This window comes from Hydrogenophaga sp., from assembly GCF_011772445.1.
Taxonomy (GTDB): Bacteria; Pseudomonadota; Gammaproteobacteria; order Burkholderiales; family Burkholderiaceae_C; genus Hydrogenophaga.
Window position 1 is genome coordinate 185,912 of sequence record NZ_WVZN01000003.1, and the last position, 21,105, is coordinate 207,016.

Here is a 21,105-nt window from a genome sequence, read left to right on the forward strand (position 1 = left end):
GACACCCCGGGGGGCAAGCCTTCAAGCTTACTGCAGCGTGGTGCCCGGCGTGGGCGCCGGGGTCGGCCGCGCCACCTTCTCCACCTGCGGGTCGGCCCAGCCGCCGCTGACGCGAAATTCCTGCGTGGCCGCGCTTTGCAGCGGCTGGCGCAGCAGGAACTGCGCGAGGAAGCTGCCCAGGCCCACCGCCGGGTTGATGGCGGTGGCGATGAGGGATGCCGTGCCGGCGTTGAGCTCGGGCACCACCACCACCTTCAGGTCCTGCGTTTCGCGTGCGAGGTCGGCCGAGCCTTCCATCAGCACCGCCGCGTTCACGCCCTTCATCTGCAGGTTGTTGCTGTGGATGACGCCCTGCTCGATGCGCGCGTCGCCCCGCACGAAGTCGAAGGCAAAGCCCTCGGAGAAGACGTCGCGGAAATCGAGCGCCAGGCGGCGCGGCAGGGCCTGCAGGCTGAGCACGCCGAGCAGGCGGCCCGCGCCCGGGTCGGCCTTGAGGAACTGGCCGCGCGCCACGTCCAGCTTGAGGTTGCCGGCCAGCGTCGGGTAGTGAATGCCGAAGGGCGTGCCGAGCCAGCCGATCTGGCCTTCGAGCCGCCCCTTGCCGCCGCGCACCAGGCCTTCCTTGCCGAAGCGGTTCAACAGCGCGCCGCTGTCGTCCACGTCGAGGCGGAACTGCAAGGCGGTGCGGCGCTGGCCGCCTTCGCCGCCCCCCAGGGGCGCCCAGTTGCCCGAGGCGCTGAGCCGCGCTTCGGGCAAGGTGGCGCGCAAGGCGTTGAGCCGCCATTCACCCACGCGCGTGGGCCCGCCGCGGTTGACGGCGTCGATCTCCACACGGCCGAGCGAGCGCCCGTCCCACTGCAGGTCGTCCACCGCGATGTCCAGCGCAGGCACGCTGCCGGGCTGCTGCAGCAAGGCGTCGACCTCGCGCGGCGCGGCCGGCGACAGCGTGAGGCGCGCCAGCCGGGCGCGGATGCTGCCCGCCCCGGCGGGACCCGCCGGACGGAACTCGACATAACCATTGAGTTCGTTGGCGTCGACGTTGGCGCGCCAGACCGGGCCCTCGCGCGAGGCGCCGACGACCACGCGCTGGAAGCGCCGCCCATCGACGAGCGCCGCGTCGGCATGAAGCGACACCGCCAAGGGCAGACCTTCGCCGAGGACGGCCGTGGCCTCGGTGCCGCTGTCGCGCAGCAGGGCCCGCCAGGCATCGAGATCGAGCTCGCCCACGCGCAGCCGGGCGTGCAGGCCCTGAGGCGGCAGCACGGCGCGTTCGCCAGCGGCCTGGCCCACGGCCAGTCCACCGCGCACCAGGCGCGCCGACTCGCCGCGCAGGTCGCGTTCGGCGATCAGGTCCACCAGCGGCTGCGCGGCAGGGCCGAGTTGCAGCGTGATCCGGTCACTGACGGCCTTGTCGCCCTGCAGGCCCTGCACGGCGCTCTCCAGGCGCAGGGGCCAGGCGGCCTCGGCGGGCTTGCTCAGGGGCGCGGGCAGGCTCAGCGCCAGGCCCTGCAGGCTGCTGTCGATGCGCAGCTCGGGGGCGCCGCCGCGAAAGCCGAGGGTGGCGTTGTAGCGGGCGCTGCCGCTGGCGTGCGCGAACAGATTGGACACGGGGCCAAACCCGCCCTCGCGCAGGCCGGCGGCACTGGCCGTGCCGCTGCCGCGGAACCGGGCCACCGTGCGGCCCGGCGCCTCGCTGCGCAGGCTGCCGTCGAACAGCAGTTCCCCGCCCAGCACCTGGCTGCGTGCGCCGGTGAAGGCGAAGCCCTGGTCGGTGAAGTCGAGCGTGGCGCGCGTGCGCGCGAGCAACGGCGTGCCGGGCATGAGGCGCAGGTCGGTGCCGTCGAGTCTGACCTTGCCACTCACCCGGCTGTCCTTCAGGTGCTTGAGCGGCAGATCGATCTGCACCGTGGTCTCGCCCGGCCCGCTGGCCTGGGCCGAGGCCAGGGCGCCCTCGGTGAAGGTGTTCACCGGCGAGCGCTGGACGAAGCCCAGCAGCTCGTCCGCCGGGCCCTTGCCGTGGACGCGCACACGCACCCGCGCGTCGTGCGCGAGGTTTTCGATGTCCACCCCGCCGTCCAGTGCGACGCCGGGCGCGCCGTCCACACCGCCGCGCACCTCGCTGATCTGAAGGCTGCCGCGGTCGAGCACGAAGCGCGCGCTGGCGTTGCGCACCCCGGGCCAGTGCGCCTCCCCCTCGTCCTGCAGGACGGCGGGCAGGTAGTCGAAGTCCACGCCCTCCAGCGCCGCCTCGATGCGGAAGGTGCCCGAACTGTGGTGCGGCTCGTCGAAGGGAATGTCGTCCACCAGGCCCTGGACGCGAAAGCTCGCCTGGCGCGAGCCACCGGCCCGCGCGGCCTCGCGCACGTAGCGGCGCGCGCTCTCGGGCACGACCATCGGCAGGTAGCGGTGCACCGCCGTGCCATCGGCGCGGGTGAGCTGAGCGCTGAGGTCGAGCACGCCCGGCAGGCGCGGTTGCGCGGGCTGGGCGGCGGGGTCACCGGTGTGCCAGCGCGCCTGCAGCGTGCCTTCGGCGTGATCGTTGGCCAGGGTGGCCTGGTCGAGCTGGATGTCGAGACGATCGCCCTTGACCGTCCAGCGCACGCGGCCGTCGAAGCGGTCGAGCGCGATCCGCGGTTCCTCGAACACGTCGGGGAAGATGAAGGCGCCTTCGCGCAGCGCCACGCTGGCCTGGCCGCCGTTCTCGTCAAGGTCGAAATCGACGTCCGCGCCCTCGATGCCGGGCCGTCCCGGCAAGGGAAAGCGCCCGCTGCGCGAGCGTTTGCCGCTGGGCTCGCCGGCCAGGGCGAGACCACTCACGCGGCCCCTGGCACGCGCCACCACGTGCTCGGCCATGGGGCCGCTGCCGCGCGCCTGCCACGTCAGATCGAGCGTGTCGAGCCGCCCGCGCGGCTGCAGGCGCGCCAGCCAGTCGCGCGCGTCGGCGGGCAGGGGCAGCCGTTCGGCGATCGCCGCCACGGTCTGCAGGTCCACCGCCTGCGCCTGCACCACCGTGCGGGCGCCTTGGCGCTCGCGCGCCAGCGTGTGCTCCACGCGCACACGGGCGCCGGCCCAGTCCAGGCCTTCGCGCGTGGTGAACGCCAGGTCGTCCGAACCGAGGCTCATGCCACGGTCGGACCACTGCGCCTCCAGCCGGCCCCGCGCCTGCGCCAGGGCCAGGTCGGGCAGGTCGGGCGCGAGCTGCAGGTCGAGGTCCTGCAGGGCCATGTCCAGCGTGAGGCCCTGCACCTGGCCTTGCTGCACGCGCGCCCAGGCGCGCAGCGCGCCTTCGCCGCTGCGCACGTCCACGCCCGAGTCGCTCAGGTCCAGGTGGGCGCGCAGGCGCGAGACGTCGGCGCGCGCGAACTCGGCGTAGAGCTCGCCGCTCCAGTTGTCCCAGGGCGCCTGGCCGGCGGGCGCCTTCAGGGGCAGGCGCAGCAGCGGCTCGCGCAGGCGCCCCCGCAGGCTGAAACGCTCGCCCCACTCGGGTTCGGGCGTGGCGTCCAGGCGCAGTTCGTGCGAGCGCGCGCCATTGCGCGCCACGAAGTCGAGGTCGCGCAGCAGCACCGGTGGCTGCTGGCGGCGCTCGTCGATCCAGCGCACGGTGCCGCCGCGCACCACGAACTCCGGTTGCTCGAAAAACCAGTCGGCCGCGGCGTGGTTGCCCCCGCCGTCGCCCGAGACGTCGATGCCCGCGATTTCCACGCGGCCATCGGCGCGCCGGCGCACGTCCACGCTCGGGCTGTCGATGCGCAGTTGCTCGAAGCCGCCGTGCCAGAGCGACTGAACCGAGACCGCGGCCCGCACCAGCGGCAGCTGCAGCGCGCTGCGGCCATTGGCGTCGTGCAGCCGAACGTCGCTGAGCTCGAAAGAGGGCACCAGCGGCGGCAGCACGCCGGCCAGTGTCGGGCCCTCGATGGCCCGGATGGCGCCGATGGTGACCGGTATCCCGACCGCGTGTGTGGCCCAGCGTTCCAGGTCGGGGCGCCAGGTGTCGATCCTTGGCACAATCCACGCCTGCAAAACGAGCCAGGTCAGGATGAACACGCCCCAAAGGCCCGCCAGCAGCCACAACAGCACGCGCAGGGCGCGTGCCCACAGCCGCAGCCCTCGGCCGGCCGGTGCATCGCCATTGGCGCTCGAGGCGCTGGCGTCAAGAGATCGGTTCATGTCCACCGCAAATTATGAGGGTGGGACACCACACAGGTTCCGGTGGTGCTGAGCACGGCTTGTCAACGATTGTGAACACCACCACCGCCGCCCCGACCCCGGCCACCCGACAGGCCGACCATTCCCGCTTCGTGCAGCGCGTGCGCCGCCGCTACGCCGCCGAGCTGGCCTGCCTGCCGCCCGGCGCGCCCGACAAGGCCGCCATGCGCGCCTGCCTGGACGCGCTCGTGGCGCGAGGCCTGGCGCTGCCGGCCGCCTTGCGCGTGCTGCGCCAGCTCGTGCTGGAGCGGCTGGCGGTCATCGACTGCGAGGGCGGCGCCTCGCTCGAGGCCGTCACCGGCGCGGTCACCGAACTGGCCGAGTTCGCGCTCGACCGGGCCTGCGCGCTGGCCTTCGAGGAACTGGACGCGCTGCACGGCGCGCCGCTTTGCGCCAATGGCGCCCGCGCCCAGCTCTGGGTCATCGGCATGGGCAAGCTGGGCGCGCGCGAGCTCAACGTGTCCAGCGACATCGACCTGATCTACGTCTACGACCAGGACGGCGAGACCGCGGGCAACGCCGAAGGCCGACACCGCATCAGCCACCACGAGTACTTCGCGAAGGCGGTCAAGCACCTCTACAACACGGTGGGGGAGACCACCGAGCACGGCAACGTGTTCCGGGTCGACCTGGCCCTGCGGCCCAACGGCAACTCCGGCCCCAGCGTGGTCTCGTTGGGCGCGCTGGAGGAGTACTTCCTCGTGCAGGGCCGCGAGTGGGAGCGCTTCGCCTGGCTCAAGAGCCGCGTGATCGCCCCGGCCAGCGCGCTGGCCGACAAGGACGGCATGGCCGCGCTGCGCGGCACCGTGCTGCCCTTCGTGTTCCGCCGCTACCTCGATTACGGCGTGTTCGAGTCGCTGCGCGTGCTGCACCGGCAGATCCGCGAGCACGCGGCGCGCCGCGCCGCCGGCAACCCGGGCCGGGCCAACGACGTCAAGCTCTCGCGCGGCGGGATTCGCGAGATCGAGTTCACCGTGCAGCTGCTGCAGGTGGTGCGCGGCGGCCAGTTCCCCGAGCTGCGCACGCGCCCCACGCTGGACGCGCTGCAGCGCGTGGCCAAGGCCGGCCTGATGCCGCCCGAGAAGGCCCGGGCGCTGGCCGAGGCCTACGTCTTCCTGCGCCAGGTGGAGCACCGCATCCAGTACCTGGACGACCAGCAGACCCACGTGCTGCCCGAGCGCGACGACGACCTGGCCTGGATGGCCGCCACCCTCGGATTTGCCAACACCTGCGCGTTCCTGCACGCGCTGGACGCGCACCGCGAGCTGGTGGCCGAGGAGTTCGATACCCTGCTCGGCGGCAGCCCGGGGGCCTGCAAGGGCAAGGGCTGCAATGGTGCGGCGCCGCGTGCCGCCGACGACGACCTGGGCGCCGTGCTGCCCCAGTTGCCCGCCGCGCTGGCCGAGCGCGTGCAGCGCTGGTGCGAGCACCCGCGCGTGCTGGCCCTGCGCGAGGACACGCGCGCGCGCCTGGTGCGCCTGGTGCAGCGCACCGGTTCCTGGATCGAGGACGGCCGCGTGAGCGAAACCGCCGCGCTGCGCATGGTCGACTGGATCGAGCCGCTGCTGCGCCGCGAGAGCTACCTGGCGCTGCTGCAGGAGCGCCCCTCGGTGCACGAACGCCTGCTGCGCCTGCTGGGCGCGGCCAAATGGCCGGCGCGTTACCTCATGCAGCACCCCGGCGTCATCGACGAACTGGCCAGCCAGCAGCTGATGGCCGAGCGCTTCGACGCCGAGGCCTTCGAGTCCGAGTGCGAGACGCGGCGCGCCTCGCTGCGAATCACCGGCGAAGACGACGAGGAGACCCTGCTCAACCTGCTGCGCCGCGCCCACCACGCCGAGACCTTCCGCACCCTGGCGCGCGACGTGGAGGGCGTGCTCACGGTGGAGCAGGTGGCCGACGATCTCTCGGCCCTGGCCGACTCGGTGCTGCGCCTGACGGCGCGCTGGTGCTGGGAGCGGTTGAAGACCCGCCACCAGGACACGCCGGCCTTCGCCATCATTGGCTACGGCAAGCTGGGCGGCAAGGAACTGGGCTACGGCAGCGACCTGGACATCGTCTTCGTCTACGAGGACGAGCACGAGAACGCGAGCGAGATCTACGCCGGCTTCGTGCGCAAGATGATCAACTGGCTGCAGGTGAAGACCGGCGAGGGCGACCTGTTCGAGATCGACACCGCCTTGCGGCCCAATGGCAACTCGGGCCTGCTGGTCACCAGCTTCGAGGCCTTCGAGAAGTACCAGACCCAGCGCGGCAGCAACACCGCCTGGACCTGGGAGCACCAGGCCATGACGCGCGCGCGCTTCGTGCTCGGCAGCGCCGGCCTGGCCGGTCGCTTCGACGCCGTGCGCGAGGCCGTCATCACCGCGCCACGCGACGCCGCCGCGCTGGCCGGCGAGATCGTCTCCATGCGCGAGAAGGTGCGCTCGGCGCAAACACTGCGCGGCGGGCGCTTCGACGTGAAGCACAGCCCGGGCGGCATGGTGGACGTGGAGTTCGTGGTGCAGTACCTGGTGCTGCTGCACTCGCGCCAGCACCCCGAGCTGCGCGCCAACACGGGCAACATCAACCTGCTGCGCCGCGCCGAGGCGGCGGGCCTGCTGCCCGCCGGCATGGGCGAAGCCGCCGCGCTGGCCTACCGCCGGCTGCGCCAGGTGCAGCACCGCGCTCGCCTGGACGAGACCTCCACGCAGGTCGATCCGGCCGAACTCCAGGCCGAGGCCGACGCCGTGCGCGCGCTGTGGACGCAGGTGCTGGGCAACCCCCGCGCCTGAGCGCCGCGCCCATGAGAGGCTCGCGCAGTTGGCTCGCGCTGTGCGCCCTGCACGGCGTGGCGAGCATGGTGCTGTGGTGGTCGCAGGAAGCGGCGGTGCAGGCGCTCGTGTGGCGTTCCGCCGAATGGCACCAGGCACCGTGGACGCTGTGGACCAGCGCCTGGGTGCACCTGAACACGCCGCACCTGGTGGGCAACCAGCTCGCGCTGGGCGCGCTCACCGCGGCCGGCTGGTGGTTGCGGCCCACGCGCGTTGCCACGCTGGCCTGGGCGCTGAGCTGGCCGCTCATGCAGATGAGCCTGGTGATGTGGCCGCTGATCGGCTACGCGGTGGGCCTGTCGGGCGTGCTGCACGCGGGCGTGGCGGTGCTCGCGGTGCATCTGCTGCTGGGTGGTCCCAGGGCCCTGCGCCCCTGGGGCCTGCTGCTGGCGGCCGGCTTGCTGCTCAAGCTCTGGCTGGAACACGGCTGGTCCGGCCCCGTGGTCTGGGACCCGGGCAACCAGATGTCGGTGGTGCGCGCCGCGCACCTGAGCGGTGCCGCCTGGGGCGCGCTGTTCGGGGCGCTGGGCGCGGGCTGGAACCGCTGGCGCGCGCGGCGCGCGGTGGCCTGAGGGGCCGGCGTCAGGCCGCCGCCGGCTCGGCGCCGAGCGACTTGCGGAAGCGGTTGAGTTCCTGCACGGTCTTGAAGCGGCCGTCCATGAGCAGGCTCAGGTTGTGCAGTATGCGGTCGACCACCTTGCTTTCCCACACGGCGTCGAAGTTGATCTGCTGGTCGAGCCAGTGCTCCAGCCACTCGGGGTTGGGCAGGCGGCTCTGAATGGTGTCCTTGGGGAACAGCGCCTTGTTGACGTGCAGGTTGGTGGGGTGCAAGGCCTGGGCCGTGCGCCGCGCGCTCGCCATCAGCACGCCGACCTTGGCGAACGCGGCGCGGGCCTCGTTGCCGAATTTTCCGATGGCGCGCTTCATGTAGCGCAGGTAGGCACCGCCGTGGCGCGCCTCGTCCTGGCTCAGCGTGGTGTAGATGTGCTTGATGACCGGTTCGCTGTGCCACTCGGACGCGCGGCGGTACCAGTGGTTGAGGCGGATCTCGCCGCAGAAGTGCAGCATGAGCGTCTCCAGCGCGGGCGCGGGATCGAACTCGAAGCGGATCTCGTGCAGCTCCTGCTCGGTGGGCACGAGCTCGGGCCGGAAGCGGCGCAGGTATTCCATCAGCACCAGCGAGTGCTTCTGCTCCTCGAAGAACCAGATCGACATGAAGGCCGAGAAGTCGGAGTCGTCGCGGTTGTCGCGCAGGAACATCTCGGTGGCCGGCAGCGCCGCCCACTCGGTGATGGCGTTCATCTTGATCGTCTGGGCCTGTTCGTCGCTCAGCCGGCTGGCGTCGAACCGATCCCACGGGATGTCCTTGTCCATGTCCCAGCGGACGGACTCCAGTTGTTTGAACAGTTCGGGATACAGCATGGTCTTCTCTCAACGACAGGCAAAACGCGCAATATTGTAGGCGGGGGGTATAACGGGCACCCGGATTGCCCCATGACCCGCACAGAAACCGATACACATTTCCCGCGGAACTTCCCGCGCCGGCCCGCGCTCCAACCGCGCGTGTCGGCGAGGGAGCGACCCGAACACCGTTTTCCACTGCGAAGCCTTCCGGGCCCCTGGGCTCCGGATGCAATCCCGAGGCGCTTCTCCTCCTCCTCCCTCCCTCCCTTGTTCGCGTCGGGGCGCTTCGCAGTTTCTTGTCCACCTTGCCGCCGGGGCTGCCCGGCGGTCGCCGCCCGGGGGCGCGCATGAGCCCGGGCGCCAGCCCCCACCAGGCCCGCGTCGCCGTCGTCGGCTCCGGCATCGCCGGGCTGGCGGCCGCGCACACACTGCAAGGCCTGGCCGACATCACGCTGTTCGAGGGCAGCGAGGCTTTCGGTGGCCAGACCCGCACGCTGGATGTCGCGCTGCCCGACGCCACGGGGGCGAAGGCGAGCGTCGGCCTGGACGCGGGCTTTCTGGTGCTCGACGAGCGCACCAGCCCGAATCTGCTGGCCCTGTTCACGCAACTGGGCGTGCCACTGGCGGCGTCCGAGGGCTCGTTCTCGGTGCAGGTGCCCGGCACCGGGCTGGCCTGGAGCAGCACGGATCTGGCCGGCGTGTTCACGCAGCGGCGCCTGCTCGCGAGCCTGCGCTTCTGGCGCATGCTGGCCGACGCCCGGCGTTTCAAGCGCGCGTGCGCTGCCCTGGCACGGCCAGACAGCGCGTCCGATCCCGACAACCCCCTGCTGCAGCCGCTGGACGGATTCCTGCGCGAACGGCACTTCTCGAGCGGCTTTCGCGAGGACTGCCTGCTGCCTCTGCTGAGCGGCCTCTGGGGATGCCCGGTCGAGGAGGTGCTGAGCGCGCCGCTGTTGACCGCCGCGCGCTTTCTCAGTCACCACGATGTGCTGCGGCTCGGCGGGCGCTCCCGGTGGTTCACGGTGGCGGGCGGTGCGCGTCCGTTCGTGCAGGCCATCGTCGCCGGCATCGGCGACGCGCGCCTGTCCACGCCGGTGCGCCATGTCGCGCGCGACGCCCAGGGCGTGCGCGTGGTCACCGACGCCCAGGTCGAGCGCTTCGACGCCGTGGTGCTGGCCTGCCACGCCGATCAGGCGCTGGCCGTGCTCGGCGAGGACGCCAGCGACGAAGAGCGCGCCACGCTGGGTGCCATCCGCTTCCCGAGCCGGCGCGCCGTGCTGCACACCGACACGTCCGTGCTGCCTGCCGCGCTCGGGGCCTGGGCGGCGTGGAATTGCGAGCCCGGCGGCCTGCATTGCCTGCTCAACCGCACGCAGCCGCTGCCCATGGCATCACCGCTACTGGCCTCGTACGGTGGCTCGCGCGCCATCGCGCCCGAGCGGGTGCTCGGCGCCTTCGACGTGGCGCACCCGGTGTTCGATCTCGAGGCGGTCCGCGCCCAGTTTCGTTTGCCGGCGCTGCAGGGCCGGCGCCACACCTGGTACGCAGGCGCCTGGTGCGGCGACGGCTTTCACGAAGACGGCTTGAAGGCCGGGTTGCACGCGGCGCGTGCGCTGATCGACCGCTTCGACCTGGTGCCGCGCATCAGCGAGCGGCGCGCCCTGCGCCAGGCGCTGCCGGGTGTGCTGGCCTGAAGGGCGCTCAGGCGCTGGGCAGGGAGTCGATGAAGCTCTGGCGCTGCACGAGCTTGTCGTTCAGCCGGGCCAGGTTGGGAAAGTCGCCGCGCCAGTCGATGGCGGGGAAGCGGAAATCCAGGTAGCCCAGCGCGCAGCCCACGGCCACGTCGGACAGGCTGAAGTGGATGCCCGAGCAGAAGGGCTTGTCGCCCAGCCCCTGGCTCATGGACTTGAGCGCCGCATGGATCTTGACCATCTGGCGGTCGATCCAGGCCTGGCTGCGCTGCTCGGCCGTGCGGTGCGGCCAGGTGGACTCCAGGCGCGCGAGCACGGCGGCGTCGAGCACGCCGTCGGCCAGGGCCTCCCAGGTCTTGACCTCGGCGCGCTCGCGGCCCGAGGGCGGGATGAGCTTGCCCACCGGCGACAGGCCGTCGAGGTACTCGACGATCACGCGCGAGTCGAACACCGCTTCGCCGCCTTCCATCACCAGGCAGGGCACCTTGTGCAGCGGATTGGACGCGCCGATGGTGGTGTCGTCGGACCACACGTCTTCCAGCACGAACTGGTAGTCCAGCTTCTTCTCGGCCATGACGATGCGCACTTTGCGCACGTAGGGGCTGGTGACGGCACCGATGAGTTTCATGGTCTGTGGGGCTAGGGAATGGTCGGCGATTTTAGCCAGCGACCTGGGCCTTTCGCCTGACACGCCCGGCACCCCTGCGGCCCGGGACGGGCGCACTCCTACAATTCCGGGATGCGCCAGACCCCTGCTCCCGCCGCGCCCACGAGCGCCGAACTCTCCCCGATCACTGCCCTGTCGCCGCTGGACGGCCGCTACGCCGGGCGCCTGGCGCCGCTGCGCCCCGTCATGAGCGAGCTGGGCTACATGCACCGGCGCGTGCAGGTTGAAATCGCCTGGTTCATCACCCTGTCCGACGCGGGCTTCGCGGAATTCAAGCCGCTGTCGCCCGGTGCACGCACCTACCTGCTGGGCCTGGTGAAGAACTTCAGCGAGGCCGATGGCGAAGCCATCAAGGCCATCGAGAAGACCACCAACCACGACGTCAAGGCCGTCGAGTACTGGATCAAATCGAAGTTCGAGGCCCGGCCCGAGCTGGAGCGCGCCGCCGAGTTCGTGCACTTTGCCTGCACCAGCGAGGACATCAACAACACCAGTCACGCGCTTCAGCTCAAGGGCGCGCGCGAGCAGGTGCTGCTGCCCGCACTCGACGCGGTCATCGACAAGCTGCGCGAGATGGCGCACGGCTTTGCGGCCGTGCCCATGCTCAGCCGCACCCACGGCCAGACGGCCAGCCCCACCACCGTGGGCAAGGAACTCGCCAACGTGGTGGTGCGCCTGGCCGCCGCGCGCGAGCGCATCGCGAACGTGAAGCTGCTGGGCAAGATGAACGGCGCCGTGGGCAACTACAACGCCCACCTCGCGGCCTGGCCCGACTTCGACTGGGAGGCCTTCAGCCGCAAGGTGGTGGAGACGCCCGAGCCGCTGGGCCTGGGCCTGACGTTCCAGCCCTACAGCATCCAGATCGAGCCGCACGACTACATGGCCGAGCTGTTCGACGCGGTGGCGCGCACCAACACCATCCTGGTCGACATCGCGCGCGACATCTGGGGTTATGTGAGCCTGGGCTACTTCAAGCAGAAGCTCAAGGCGGGCGAGGTCGGCTCCTCGACCATGCCGCACAAGGTCAACCCGATCGACTTCGAGAACGCCGAGGGCAACCTGGGCCTGGCCAACGCCTTGCTGCGCCACCTGAGCGAAAAGCTGCCCGTGAGCCGCTGGCAGCGCGACCTGACCGATTCCACCGTGCTGCGCAACATGGGCGTGGCGTTGGGCTACGCGGTGCTGGCCTACCACGCCTTGGGCGTGGGCCTGGGCAAGCTCGAACTGAACGAGGAAGCGCTGGCCGCCGACCTCGACGCCTCCTGGGAGGTGCTGGCCGAGCCCATCCAGACGGTGATGCGCCGCTTCGGTGTCTCCGGCGCCTACGAGAAGCTCAAGGAAGTGACGCGCGGCAAGACCGTCACAGCCGAGGCCATGCACGCGCTGATCCGCAGCCTGGAGATTCCGCAGGCCGAGAAGGACCGGCTGTTGGCCATGACGCCCGCCACCTACACGGGCAAGGCGGCCGAACTGGCCAAACGCGCCTGAGCGGGCCCTACGCGGCGGCCCGCTCGCGGTAGCGATTGAATCGCCAGGCGTCGCCTTCGATGGTGATGCGTCGCCAGGTGTGGCGCTTCTCGCCCGGGGTCATCTCCGTCCAGCGCTGCACTTCCTCGAACAGGCGACCGCAGCCCTTGCACACGTCGTCGCCCTGGCTGGTGGAGCAGATCGCGATGCAGGGCGTGTCGGGCGTGGTGGCGTACCAGGCCAGCCAGGCCTCGCGGGCCTCGGAGGGCATGCTGTGCTCGTCGGCCTCGGCCTCGTGGAAGAAGACCAGCTGGGCGTAGACCTCGGCCAGGGCGCGCGTGGGCGCGGGCAGCGAGACACCGTCGGGCGAAGGGGAACGTTCGCGCCACCAGTTGATGGCCGCTTCGATGTCGGTGATGTGGATGCCGGCCATGGGAGGGCGATGATAAGACGCCCTCGCCCCACGTTCTGACGGCACCCCTGCGCGCGCCCGGGTGATCCGTCCGCCCGCTCAGTCCGCCTTGTTGCGGCGCTGCAGGAACTTGCCCGCAGCCACCACCAGCACCGCGCCCAGCGCGGCCGCGGCGTAGAAGCCGATGGAGTGGTGCGGAATCCAGGGCTCGATCATCTTGTCGGACACGAGGGTTTCGCCACCCACCCAGCCGATCAGGGCGGCGCCCAAGGTCACGATGGCGGGGAAGCGGCCCATGATTCGGATCATCAGCGTGCTGCCGAAGATCACGATGGGAATGGCGATGGCCAGCCCGATGACCAGCAGCGGAATGTTGCCGTTGGCCGCGGCGGCCACGCCGATGACGTTGTCCAGGCTCATCACCAGATCCGCCACGAGGATGGTGCGGATGGCGGCCAGCAAGCCGCCGCTGGACTTGCCTTCGACCGGTTCGTCGTCTCCGCCGTTGAGCAACTGCACGCCGATCCACAGCAGCAGCAGGCCGCCCACCAGTTGCAGCCAGGGCATCTGCATGAGCTTGACGGCCACCACCGTCAGCACCACGCGCAGCAGCACGGCCGCCGCCGTGCCCCAGAAGATCGCCTGCTTCTGCTGGCGCGGCCCGAGCCCGCGCGCGGCCAGCGCGATCACCACGGCGTTGTCGCCGGACAGGATGATGTTGATCCAGATGATCTGGCCCAGGCCCAGCCAGAACTGGGGACTCGACAGCAATTCCATGGTGAGGCTTTCCGGTGAGCGCGAATCGACCGCAGGGACGTCCGCCGGCCGGTCCAGACAGTGTAGGCATGCTCACGGGCCGCGCCGGGTGAGGGATACCGCGTACGCAATTCCCCTCTGAGCCCGGCCGGCGGGCCGCTGGCATCGCCGCATACAATCCACGGTTTCGCGGAAGGGGAGTAGCTCCCGGGCGCGGCGGCGGCTCCTTCTGGTGTCATGCCGCGCCGGTCAACGCGTCGTCAATACGGTGTCCGCTGCGCGGCACCCGGCGCGTTGGGCCCACGGACACGTGGTGCCGGGCGAGACCTTCAGACTTCATCCCCTCTGGAGCCCCTTTTCATCATGGAATTCATGTCCGCTGCCTGGTGGTCCGCCCTGCTGGCCATCATCCTCATCGACCTCGTGCTTGCCGGCGACAACGCGATCGTGATCGCGCTGGCCGCGCGCAACCTGCCCAAGGAACACCAGAAGAAGGCCATCGTCTGGGGCACGATTGGCGCCATCGTCGTGCGCTCGGCCATGACGCTGGTGGTGGTGTGGCTGCTGAAGATCCCCGGGCTCATGGCCATCGGCGGCGTCGCGCTCATGTGGATCGCCTACAAGCTGATCGCCGAGGACGAAGGCGACGGCGACGAGCACGGCCCGGCCGCCACCACTTTCTGGGGCGCCATGAAGACCATCATCATCGCGGACGCGGTGATGGGCATCGACAACGTGCTGGGCGTGGCCGGCGCGGCGCGCGGCGCTTTCGACCTGGTGGTCATCGGCCTGCTCATCAGCATTCCGATCGTGGTGTTCGGCAGCACGCTGATCCTCAAGCTGGTCGAGAAGTACCCGGCCATCATGTACATCGGCGCCGGTGTGCTGGCCTTCACGGCCGGCAAGATGGTGGTCAACGAGGCGCTGCTGGCCCCCTGGTTCAAGGGCCCCGAGTTCGCGCAGATGGCCGCGTACTGGGGCTTCGTGGCCCTCACCATCGTGGTGGTGTTGACCCTGGGCTACCTGCACAACCGGCGCGTGGCGCAACGCGCCGACGCGGCCGAGAAGGCCTGAGGCGCACATGCGGCTGATCCTGCGCTGGATGCTGGCGGCCTGCGCGCTGCTGCTGGTGGCCTGGCTGTACGGCGGCGTGGAAGTGCGCAGCTTCCCGTCGGCGCTCATCGCCGCCGCGGTGATCGGCCTGTTCTACCTGCTGCTGCGCCCGGTGCTGGTGCTGCTGACGCTCCCGGTGACCGTGGTGACCTTCGGCCTCTTCCTGTTCGTCATCAACGCCTTGCTGTTCTGGGCGGCGGCCAGCGTGCTCGACGGCTTCTATGTGGCCGGGTTCTGGGCGGCCCTGCTCGGCTCGATCATCTACTCGGTGATCATGCTGGTGGTGGACGCGGCGCTGCGCAGCCTGCGGCTGGGCTGAGCCACACCCGCGCAGCGCCTGCAGCCGGACTGGCTGGCGGCACTCATTACCTGGTAAGGCGCGCTCAGCGCTTGTCTTCTTCGCGCATTGCCTCGCGCAGGCGGTCTTCCACGTCGCGGCGGCGGCTGTCCACGATGGCCAGCTCGATCGGATCGGCGTTGCGCTGGGCGGGCGGCAGGGCCTGCGCGGCCTTCAGGCGCTCCAGTGCGCCATCCCAGTCGAAATGCGCGGCCCGCGCCTCGGCCTCGGCGCGCACCGCGCGAAGGGTGCGGCCCCGGGCCTGATGCGCGCGCGCCAGGGTCTGCCAGGCCTGCGCGTCGCGCGGGTGGTCCACCACCCAGACCTGCAGGCGCGAAGCGGCGCGCTCGGCTTCGCCGCTGGCGATGGCGGCCTGAGCGCCCAGCAGCAACGGTCCGCGCGAGCCAGAGGCCAACGCCGCGTCGCGCAACTCGGCCAACAGCGCCGCGTTGGCGGGCGCGCCGGGCAACATCAGCAACTCCAACATCAGGGCATCGGCCATAGCGCGCGCGTCGCTGCCGGCCACGGCGGTGCGCAGGCGCTGGGCCAGTTCGGCCGCGCGATCGTGCTGGCCCAGGCGTTGCGCGGACAGAGCGCCCGCATACAGCTCACCAGGCTTCGCCGCGGACCCGGCCGCGATTTGCACCCAGCCGGACCAGCGCGTGCTGTTGCGCTCGGCCAGCACGCGCGCGCGCGCCGAGGCCAGCGCGTGCATCGCGGCCGATGGCAGGCCGGCGGGGCGCAGCGGGGCGTCGGCACGCGGACCCACGCCAGCTGCGGCCGAGGGCAAACGCGACTGCATGTCGGCGATGCGCTCGCCCGTGAGCGGGTGGCTGCGCAGGTAGGGGAAGGCGCCGTCGTCGTTCAGGCGCGAGGCCTGCGCCAGCTTGTCGAACATGCTCACGAAGCCCTGGCCGTCGAAGCCCGCGCCAGTCAGCACGCCGAAGCCCACCCGGTCGGCCTCGCGCTCCATGTCGCGCGAGAACTTGAGCGACTGCTGCGCCGCCACCGCCGAGCCGCCCGCGATGGCGGCGCCCGCCGCTTGCGGGTTGGAGCCGGCGGCCAGCGCGCCGAGGATCATGGCCCCGATCATCCAGGGCGCCAGGCGCTGCTCGTTCGACATCATGCGTGCGATGTGGCGCTGAGAGACGTGGCTCAGCTCGTGCGCCAGCACCGAGGCCAACTCCTCGGGGCGCTCCGTCACCGCGAGCAGGCCCAGGTTGACGCCCAGGTAGCCGCCGGGCAGGGCAAAGGCGTTGACGCTGCGCTCGCGCGAAATCATCAGCTCCCAGGCCAGGCGCTCGGCCAACTCGGGCGGCACCTCGCCACGCTGCTTGGCGGCGGCCAGCAAGGGTTGCCACAGGAGCTGCAGGTAGTCGACGAGCATGGGGTCGTCGAGGTAGTCCGGGTCCCGGTAAATGCTGCGGGCAATGCGGTCGCCAAGCCGGCGCTCGGCGGACACGGTGAGACCTTCGCCGTCGCCGAGGCTGGGGAGCGCGAGGTTGCCGCCTGGGTTGCCTGGGGCGTTCGCGCCAGGGCGCTGTGCGGCGGCGCGGGCGGCAGCATCGTTCTGCGCCTGAACGAAGCTTGCGGGCCAGGCCAGAGCGAGCGCCAGCAGCGAGAGCGCCAATCGCGGGGGCCGCCGGGGGCCCGCAGGGATCGAAAACATGGCCGTATGATGCCCCCAACCCCTTACCGGTTCACCGCGCGAACGCGCAAAGCCGCCATGAAGCGGCGTTACCAGGCGTCAAGAACGTGTCCAAGCCCCCTTCTTCTCCGGCACCGTCCGGCAGCCCTCTCACTCATTTCGATGCCCAGGGCCAGGCCCACATGGTGGACGTTGGCGCGAAAGCAAGCACTCACCGTGTTGCCATTGCCGAAGGACGAATCACCATGCAGCCGGCGACCTTGGCGTTGATCGAATCGGGCACGGCGAAGAAGGGCGACGTGCTGGGCGTGGCGCGGCTGGCCGGCATCATGGCCGCCAAGAAGACCAGCGATCTCATACCGCTGTGCCATCCGATCGCGCTGACGCGGGTGGCGGTGGAGTTCACGGTGGAAGCCGCCGATCACAGCGTGCTGTGCACAGCGACGGCGGAGTGCACGGGGCAGACGGGGGTGGAGATGGAGGCGCTTACAGCGGCGTCGGTGGCCTTGCTCACGATTTATGACATGTGCAAGGCGGTGGATCGGGAAATGGTGATTGGGGGGGTGAGGTTGAGGGAGAAGCGGGGGGGGAAGAGTGGGGAGTTCGCGTTCGAGCCCGGCCCCACTGGCTAAGCAAGTTTCTGATTGCCAGCGCCCGCACAATCACTTCGGATCGAAGGAAGGCAATCCTGTAGTGCTCCGGAGGTCCGCCCCACGACGGGAAGGTACCCAACCTGAGCCAATGACGGGCTCCTCTACGGAAGACAACACCTTTCGGGCGACTCCAGCCTGAGGGTGCGATGCCACCAGCCGCTAATGCGGGAGCGCCGCGCGTCTGACCGCCTCTGTCGAGTGGGCATACGCCACCAGCAGGTCCAAGCGCGCGCCGCTGTGCACACCGACAATTGCGGCAAAGGTAAATTCCGCTCTCTCCTGCGCGGTCTGGTACGGCTAAACAGCGGCAGCGCGGGGCTGGTCAATGGCAACGCGTCCAATCCCATATGGACCTTTTCCATGGGTTCCAAGGGAATGTCGTTTGCGTGAATATCTCTGAATCGATCTATTTCGTAGATCACAAATACCGGGCGCGCCACGAAAACCGAACAAAGCCCATGACCGAGCGCCAGCACCTGCAACACAATCAGGATCACCATGACGCGTTGCCACTCTTTTCACGCCTATAAGGCTGTGTGTACTAAAGCGTGAGAACGCCATAGGCCACGGCACCAACTACCAACAGGCTGAGCAGCAAGTGGCCCTTGCCAATTTGAAACGCCAAGGGGTTCCGCTGGGAGCAGCCATTAAGAGCATCATCGACATCATGAACTGAATCAATATTGCGGTAATTCCTCTCGAACTCCGAGCTTGCGATTATCCTCCGTCAACTGCCGACGGAACGCCTCCTGCACTTCTGCGCCGTACTGAACTCGAATAAGCTGAAGTTGTTTCGCCGCAGCGTCCAGTTGCTGATTCAGCGCCAGCGCTCGCGCATATTTGTAGCGCAAGCCCGACCAAGGGGTTTGGGTGGAGGCGATCCGTAGCGCTTCTAGATCGTCAAGGCTCATGCGGTCATGCAAATTCATTCGCGCTGCGCGCACTACGGCTTCCAATTGCGTCAGAATCACCGTCGGAGGTCGTTGGTGCGCAGAGGTCGGCGCACCAATCTTGAGCATTTCAAATCTCGCGGCGCGGAAATCTTCCTCGAGTCGAAGATAGTCGATAGCAGACCAAGCGCCAATAGCGGAGAGGGGCGCCAACAACAAGGCCATATATTCGGCGCGGATGCGCAGTCGCGGGCCCGACGACGGGACATTCGCTTCGACCAATCCCATGCCGAGCATGGCCGGAGCCAAGAGGTATGCATAGGCAAACGGAAACTCGAACAGTGAATGTATCGCCAGCGGAAGAACCAGGGCCATGCCAAACCAGGCCAATGGGCCGTCGATCGCCGAGGTGCGCATGCACAACCAATAGAGGGACAACAGCAACAGCGCCAAAGTTAAGGGCCATCCGGTCCACAAGGCGAGATCAAGAATGATGTTGTGGCTGTATGCGAGGGGCAGACTTGATGCGTATGCATGAAGAACGGACGCATGCGCCTCCGTCGTCTCTCGCATGCCCCAACCTAACCATGGAAACGCGGCCGTAGCTTTCCACAATTGGGGCCAGATAGTCATTCGCGCATCGCCAATGGCACCTTCTGCGCCGACCCGAGCCCCTTCATACAGTACGCCGCCAAGAGCTTCGTAGACCTCAGGCCATATCATCAATACGAAGAGATAGCCCGATACAAAGGGAATCGGAATCCAGCGAGGGACATTCGGGGCCACCATCGGCTGCTTCCAAGCCCACCAGAACGAAAGCACCACCAAGCAAACCAAACCGGTCCGAGATTCTGTGATGGCTAAGCCAAGGCAGAGAAAGCCCACAATGCACGCGACCGTGAGTTTCGACAGACGACTCGTGGCGCCAAAGTAGGCAACTGCAGCCATGCCCATCATGAGCAGCGTGGACAAGTGGTTGGGTTGTCCAAGGTTTCCCCCAGGACGGCGAATACCCGCCGTGCGAAGCACCCAGGCACTGCCCTCCCAAACCTGGGTGACCTGAGCCAATGCAAGTGCGACGGAAGCGATACTCGCAACCAGCAGCGTGCCGGCCAGAATGGTCGCGAGTTGCGACGCTGCAACGCCGCCTGCGCCTCGATCATTGCGTACATCCGCATTGCGACCGATCACCTGACACACAAGCATCAATCCCAAGTACAGCACCACCACCAAGGCAGTACCAGCGTACGCAAGCCTACCCGCAGCCCACTGCCCCAGTGTCGCCAGAATCAAGATCACAAACGGCCATACGGTCACTGGGAGGATCAACCCTCCCGATACGCCTGAATTCCACTGACGTCCGGTTTGCAGCCATGCGATCAATATGGCCCCCACAAAGAACGGAAGCTCCGCGTGCCAACTGACCCAAGGCGAAATATGGGTGGTGGTACCCCAACCCGCCAGAAAGAACAGGGGCAAGAGTGTGTATGGCATCACAAAGAAAACGCCCCGTCAAAGGGGCGTCTTGATTCAAGCGTTGTGTACTTTTCTCGCGGCGTCAAATTACGGCGTGGTGGCGACGAAAGGGCCAGCGGTGGCTGCAACCGTGGTGTCTCGGCAAGATCCCGGAAGGAACTTGGCGTCCACCGTACCCGGCCCGCACACCCAGGCCGTAACGGTGTCCCCGCCGGGAGAAATCTGCGGCACCAAGAACACAGTACCGTTGGCACCAGAACCGATGTTCTGCGAGGTCACTTGCACGGCACCGGCGGCGTTCGTGGCGATCCGTTGAACGTAGTTGGACGTCGACACAGACGCCTCGCAACCCCAAGCGCCTGCAACGGGCATGGAAGCCCCCGTACGCGATTGGTAAATTTCCGTCACGCTGGTGCGGCAAGCCGACGCGGCCAGAATCACTTCCGACATCTTGGCCCGCTTGGTGTAATCCTGATACGCCGGCAGCGCCACCGCCGCCAGGATGCCGATGATGGCCACCACGATCATCAGTTCGATGAGGGTAAAACCTTTTTGAATCGTACGCTTCATTGAGAACTCCTCCAGAAGGGGGGTTGGGGTTGAGACGTATCCCCTTGTGCAGATGGCGTGCCAGCCGGCTGTGACAGATGAGCGTGTCGGCTGGGTGGATGACCGGCCCACGGACGCCCAACTACGGCCTTTTGGACTACTTCGGATGGAACAAAATTTGTCGCCCCACCCTGGAGCGACAGAATTTGTCAGATCTCGAATACCTGCCCCGCGCTTAGCCAGCGGATGTCGCGCGGGGCATCCAGGGCCATGCTCCGGATGTCGTCGGCGATCAGATCGGTTTCCGCTGGCTTGGTGTGGGTGATGTGGATCGGGTACCGGCTGCCCGGCGCGATGTGGCGCAGCTCCTCGGCCAGCAGAACCGGGGCCAGGTGCTGGCTGCGGCGCGCCAGTTCGGCCTCGCGGTCACTGAAAGCCGTTTCAATGACCAGTTGCGCCACGTCCAACTGGTTGACGCGGCTCCAGAAGGCCGGGTTACGGCCGGTGTCGCCACTGAACACCCAATGCGGGCCGCCGCCCTCTCGGGCCACGGCAAAACCCACCGCCGGGACCGTGTGCACGGCGGGCAAGGCCTCAAAGCATTTGCCGTTGACTCTCACGACATCGCCGACGTCGAACGGCACGAAGCGCATCAAGGGCGCGGCTTCGGAGGGAATGCGCGAGAAATCGGGCCAGATCACGTCGTTGAAGATGTGCGCCCGCAGGGCAGCGATGGTGCCGGGGAGGGCGTGCACCGCCAGCTCGGGCCGGCCATCCGCCAGCCGGCGCGAGGCCACCGCATCGAGCATGAGCGGCAGCGAGGCCACGTGATCGAGGTGCGCGTGCGTGAGCAGCACGTGGTTGATGCGCAGCATCTCGTCGATGCTCAGATCACCCACGCCGGTGCCGGCGTCGATGAGCGTGTCGTCGTCGATCAGGAAAGCGGTGGTCCGGCAGCCTTGGGCGATGGCGCCTGAGCACCCAAGTACGCGAACCCTCATCGGCAGCGGCTGGAAAACATCA

The 21,105-nt window shown here is 68.9% G+C and carries 16 protein-coding genes; 7 read left to right on the plus strand and 9 right to left on the minus strand.

Features of this window, described 5'->3' with window-relative positions:
* Nucleotides 1-27 precede the first annotated feature (27 nt).
* Nucleotides 28-4,167, minus strand: a complete 4,140-nt coding sequence (locus tag GTO19_RS01270) for a YhdP family protein (protein WP_291016930.1) — start codon at nt 4,165-4,167, stop codon at nt 28-30.
* A gap of 14 nt (nt 4,168-4,181) precedes the next feature.
* Here GTO19_RS01270 and glnE point away from each other — a divergent pair, with 14 nt between their 5' ends.
* Nucleotides 4,182-6,980 carry a bifunctional [glutamate--ammonia ligase]-adenylyl-L-tyrosine phosphorylase/[glutamate--ammonia-ligase] adenylyltransferase gene (gene glnE, locus GTO19_RS01275; RefSeq protein WP_291016933.1) on the plus strand — a complete coding sequence of 933 codons (2,799 nt, stop codon included), beginning with the start codon at nt 4,182-4,184 and terminating at the stop codon, nt 6,978-6,980.
* Between the two features lie 11 nt (nt 6,981-6,991).
* On the plus strand, nt 6,992-7,591 hold the full coding sequence (locus GTO19_RS01280) for a hypothetical protein (RefSeq protein WP_291016935.1): 600 nt from the start codon (nt 6,992-6,994) through the stop codon (nt 7,589-7,591).
* Between the two features lie 10 nt (nt 7,592-7,601).
* Here the strand turns inward: GTO19_RS01280 and GTO19_RS01285 are convergent, their stop codons facing one another.
* Nucleotides 7,602-8,441: a ferritin-like domain-containing protein gene (locus GTO19_RS01285; RefSeq protein WP_291016937.1), complete on the minus strand. Its 840-nt coding sequence runs from the start codon at nt 8,439-8,441 to the stop codon at nt 7,602-7,604.
* Between the two features lie 329 nt (nt 8,442-8,770).
* On the opposite strand from GTO19_RS01285, the gene GTO19_RS01290 reads away from it, so the two are divergent.
* A complete protein-coding gene (locus tag GTO19_RS01290; RefSeq protein WP_291016940.1) occupies nt 8,771-10,117 on the plus strand; it encodes an FAD-dependent oxidoreductase in 1,347 nt (448 codons plus the stop codon).
* Between the two features lie 7 nt (nt 10,118-10,124).
* Here GTO19_RS01290 and GTO19_RS01295 read toward each other — a convergent pair whose 3' ends face one another.
* Complete coding sequence (locus GTO19_RS01295) at nt 10,125-10,742, minus strand: glutathione S-transferase N-terminal domain-containing protein (RefSeq protein ID WP_009520218.1); 618 nt, start codon at nt 10,740-10,742, stop codon at nt 10,125-10,127.
* A gap of 111 nt (nt 10,743-10,853) precedes the next feature.
* On the opposite strand from GTO19_RS01295, the gene purB reads away from it, so the two are divergent.
* Nucleotides 10,854-12,269 (plus strand): adenylosuccinate lyase, encoded by a 1,416-nt coding sequence (purB, locus tag GTO19_RS01300; protein WP_291016951.1) that lies wholly within the window; start codon nt 10,854-10,856, stop codon nt 12,267-12,269.
* A gap of 7 nt (nt 12,270-12,276) precedes the next feature.
* On the opposite strand, the gene GTO19_RS01305 is transcribed toward purB, so the two are convergent.
* Together GTO19_RS01305 and GTO19_RS01310 are read right to left on the minus strand one after the other, a co-directional pair.
* Entirely contained in the window at nt 12,277-12,681 is a 405-nt protein-coding gene (locus GTO19_RS01305) for a DUF3717 domain-containing protein (RefSeq protein WP_291016954.1), read from the minus strand.
* Between the two features lie 78 nt (nt 12,682-12,759).
* A complete protein-coding gene (locus tag GTO19_RS01310) occupies nt 12,760-13,437 on the minus strand; it encodes a TerC family protein (RefSeq protein ID WP_291016957.1) in 678 nt (225 codons plus the stop codon).
* Nucleotides 13,438-13,779: 342 nt separating this feature from the next.
* Here GTO19_RS01310 and GTO19_RS01315 point away from each other — a divergent pair, with 342 nt between their 5' ends.
* A complete protein-coding gene (locus GTO19_RS01315; RefSeq protein WP_291016960.1) occupies nt 13,780-14,490 on the plus strand; it encodes a TerC family protein in 711 nt (236 codons plus the stop codon).
* A 7-nt stretch (nt 14,491-14,497) separates the two neighbouring features.
* Nucleotides 14,498-14,848 carry a phage holin family protein gene (locus GTO19_RS01320; RefSeq protein WP_291016962.1) on the plus strand — a complete coding sequence of 117 codons (351 nt, stop codon included), beginning with the start codon at nt 14,498-14,500 and terminating at the stop codon, nt 14,846-14,848.
* A 64-nt stretch (nt 14,849-14,912) separates the two neighbouring features.
* Here the strand turns inward: GTO19_RS01320 and GTO19_RS01325 are convergent, their stop codons facing one another.
* Nucleotides 14,913-16,535, minus strand: a complete 1,623-nt coding sequence (locus GTO19_RS01325; protein WP_291016965.1) for a M48 family metalloprotease — start codon at nt 16,533-16,535, stop codon at nt 14,913-14,915.
* Between the two features lie 86 nt (nt 16,536-16,621).
* Here GTO19_RS01325 and moaC point away from each other — a divergent pair, with 86 nt between their 5' ends.
* Nucleotides 16,622-17,146, plus strand: a complete 525-nt coding sequence (moaC, locus tag GTO19_RS01330; RefSeq protein ID WP_291016968.1) for a cyclic pyranopterin monophosphate synthase MoaC — start codon at nt 16,622-16,624, stop codon at nt 17,144-17,146.
* Nucleotides 17,147-17,844: 698 nt separating this feature from the next.
* Here the strand turns inward: moaC and GTO19_RS01335 are convergent.
* The 3 genes from GTO19_RS01335 to GTO19_RS01345 all read right to left on the minus strand — a co-directional run bounded on the left by GTO19_RS01335 (nt 17,845) and on the right by GTO19_RS01345 (nt 21,083).
* Nucleotides 17,845-19,536 carry an O-antigen ligase family protein gene (locus GTO19_RS01335; RefSeq protein ID WP_291016972.1) on the minus strand — a complete coding sequence of 564 codons (1,692 nt, stop codon included), beginning with the start codon at nt 19,534-19,536 and terminating at the stop codon, nt 17,845-17,847.
* 84 nt (nt 19,537-19,620) lie between these two features.
* Entirely contained in the window at nt 19,621-20,103 is a 483-nt protein-coding gene (locus GTO19_RS01340) for a pilin (protein ID WP_291016974.1), read from the minus strand.
* A gap of 188 nt (nt 20,104-20,291) precedes the next feature.
* On the minus strand, nt 20,292-21,083 hold the full coding sequence (locus GTO19_RS01345) for a 3',5'-cyclic-nucleotide phosphodiesterase (protein ID WP_291016977.1): 792 nt from the start codon (nt 21,081-21,083) through the stop codon (nt 20,292-20,294).
* Nucleotides 21,084-21,105 lie beyond the last annotated feature (22 nt).

What these genes read in the sequence shown, in the direction of transcription:
- GTO19_RS01270 (WP_291016930.1), bottom strand. Translation starts at nt 4,167, where the DNA reads ATGAACCGATCTCTTGACGCCAGCGCCTCGAGCGCCAATGGCGATGCA.
- glnE (WP_291016933.1), top strand. Translation starts at nt 4,182, where the DNA reads ATGAGGGTGGGACACCACACAGGTTCCGGTGGTGCTGAGCACGGCTTG.
- GTO19_RS01280 (WP_291016935.1), top strand. Translation starts at nt 6,992, where the DNA reads ATGAGAGGCTCGCGCAGTTGGCTCGCGCTGTGCGCCCTGCACGGCGTG.
- GTO19_RS01285 (WP_291016937.1), bottom strand. Translation starts at nt 8,441, where the DNA reads ATGCTGTATCCCGAACTGTTCAAACAACTGGAGTCCGTCCGCTGGGAC.
- GTO19_RS01290 (WP_291016940.1), top strand. Translation starts at nt 8,771, where the DNA reads ATGAGCCCGGGCGCCAGCCCCCACCAGGCCCGCGTCGCCGTCGTCGGC.
- GTO19_RS01295 (WP_009520218.1), bottom strand. Translation starts at nt 10,742, where the DNA reads ATGAAACTCATCGGTGCCGTCACCAGCCCCTACGTGCGCAAAGTGCGC.
- purB (WP_291016951.1), top strand. Translation starts at nt 10,854, where the DNA reads ATGCGCCAGACCCCTGCTCCCGCCGCGCCCACGAGCGCCGAACTCTCC.
- GTO19_RS01305 (WP_291016954.1), bottom strand. Translation starts at nt 12,681, where the DNA reads ATGGCCGGCATCCACATCACCGACATCGAAGCGGCCATCAACTGGTGG.
- GTO19_RS01310 (WP_291016957.1), bottom strand. Translation starts at nt 13,437, where the DNA reads ATGGAATTGCTGTCGAGTCCCCAGTTCTGGCTGGGCCTGGGCCAGATC.
- GTO19_RS01315 (WP_291016960.1), top strand. Translation starts at nt 13,780, where the DNA reads ATGGAATTCATGTCCGCTGCCTGGTGGTCCGCCCTGCTGGCCATCATC.
- GTO19_RS01320 (WP_291016962.1), top strand. Translation starts at nt 14,498, where the DNA reads ATGCGGCTGATCCTGCGCTGGATGCTGGCGGCCTGCGCGCTGCTGCTG.
- GTO19_RS01325 (WP_291016965.1), bottom strand. Translation starts at nt 16,535, where the DNA reads ATGTTTTCGATCCCTGCGGGCCCCCGGCGGCCCCCGCGATTGGCGCTC.
- GTO19_RS01340 (WP_291016974.1), bottom strand. Translation starts at nt 20,103, where the DNA reads ATGAAGCGTACGATTCAAAAAGGTTTTACCCTCATCGAACTGATGATC.
- GTO19_RS01345 (WP_291016977.1), bottom strand. Translation starts at nt 21,083, where the DNA reads ATGAGGGTTCGCGTACTTGGGTGCTCAGGCGCCATCGCCCAAGGCTGC.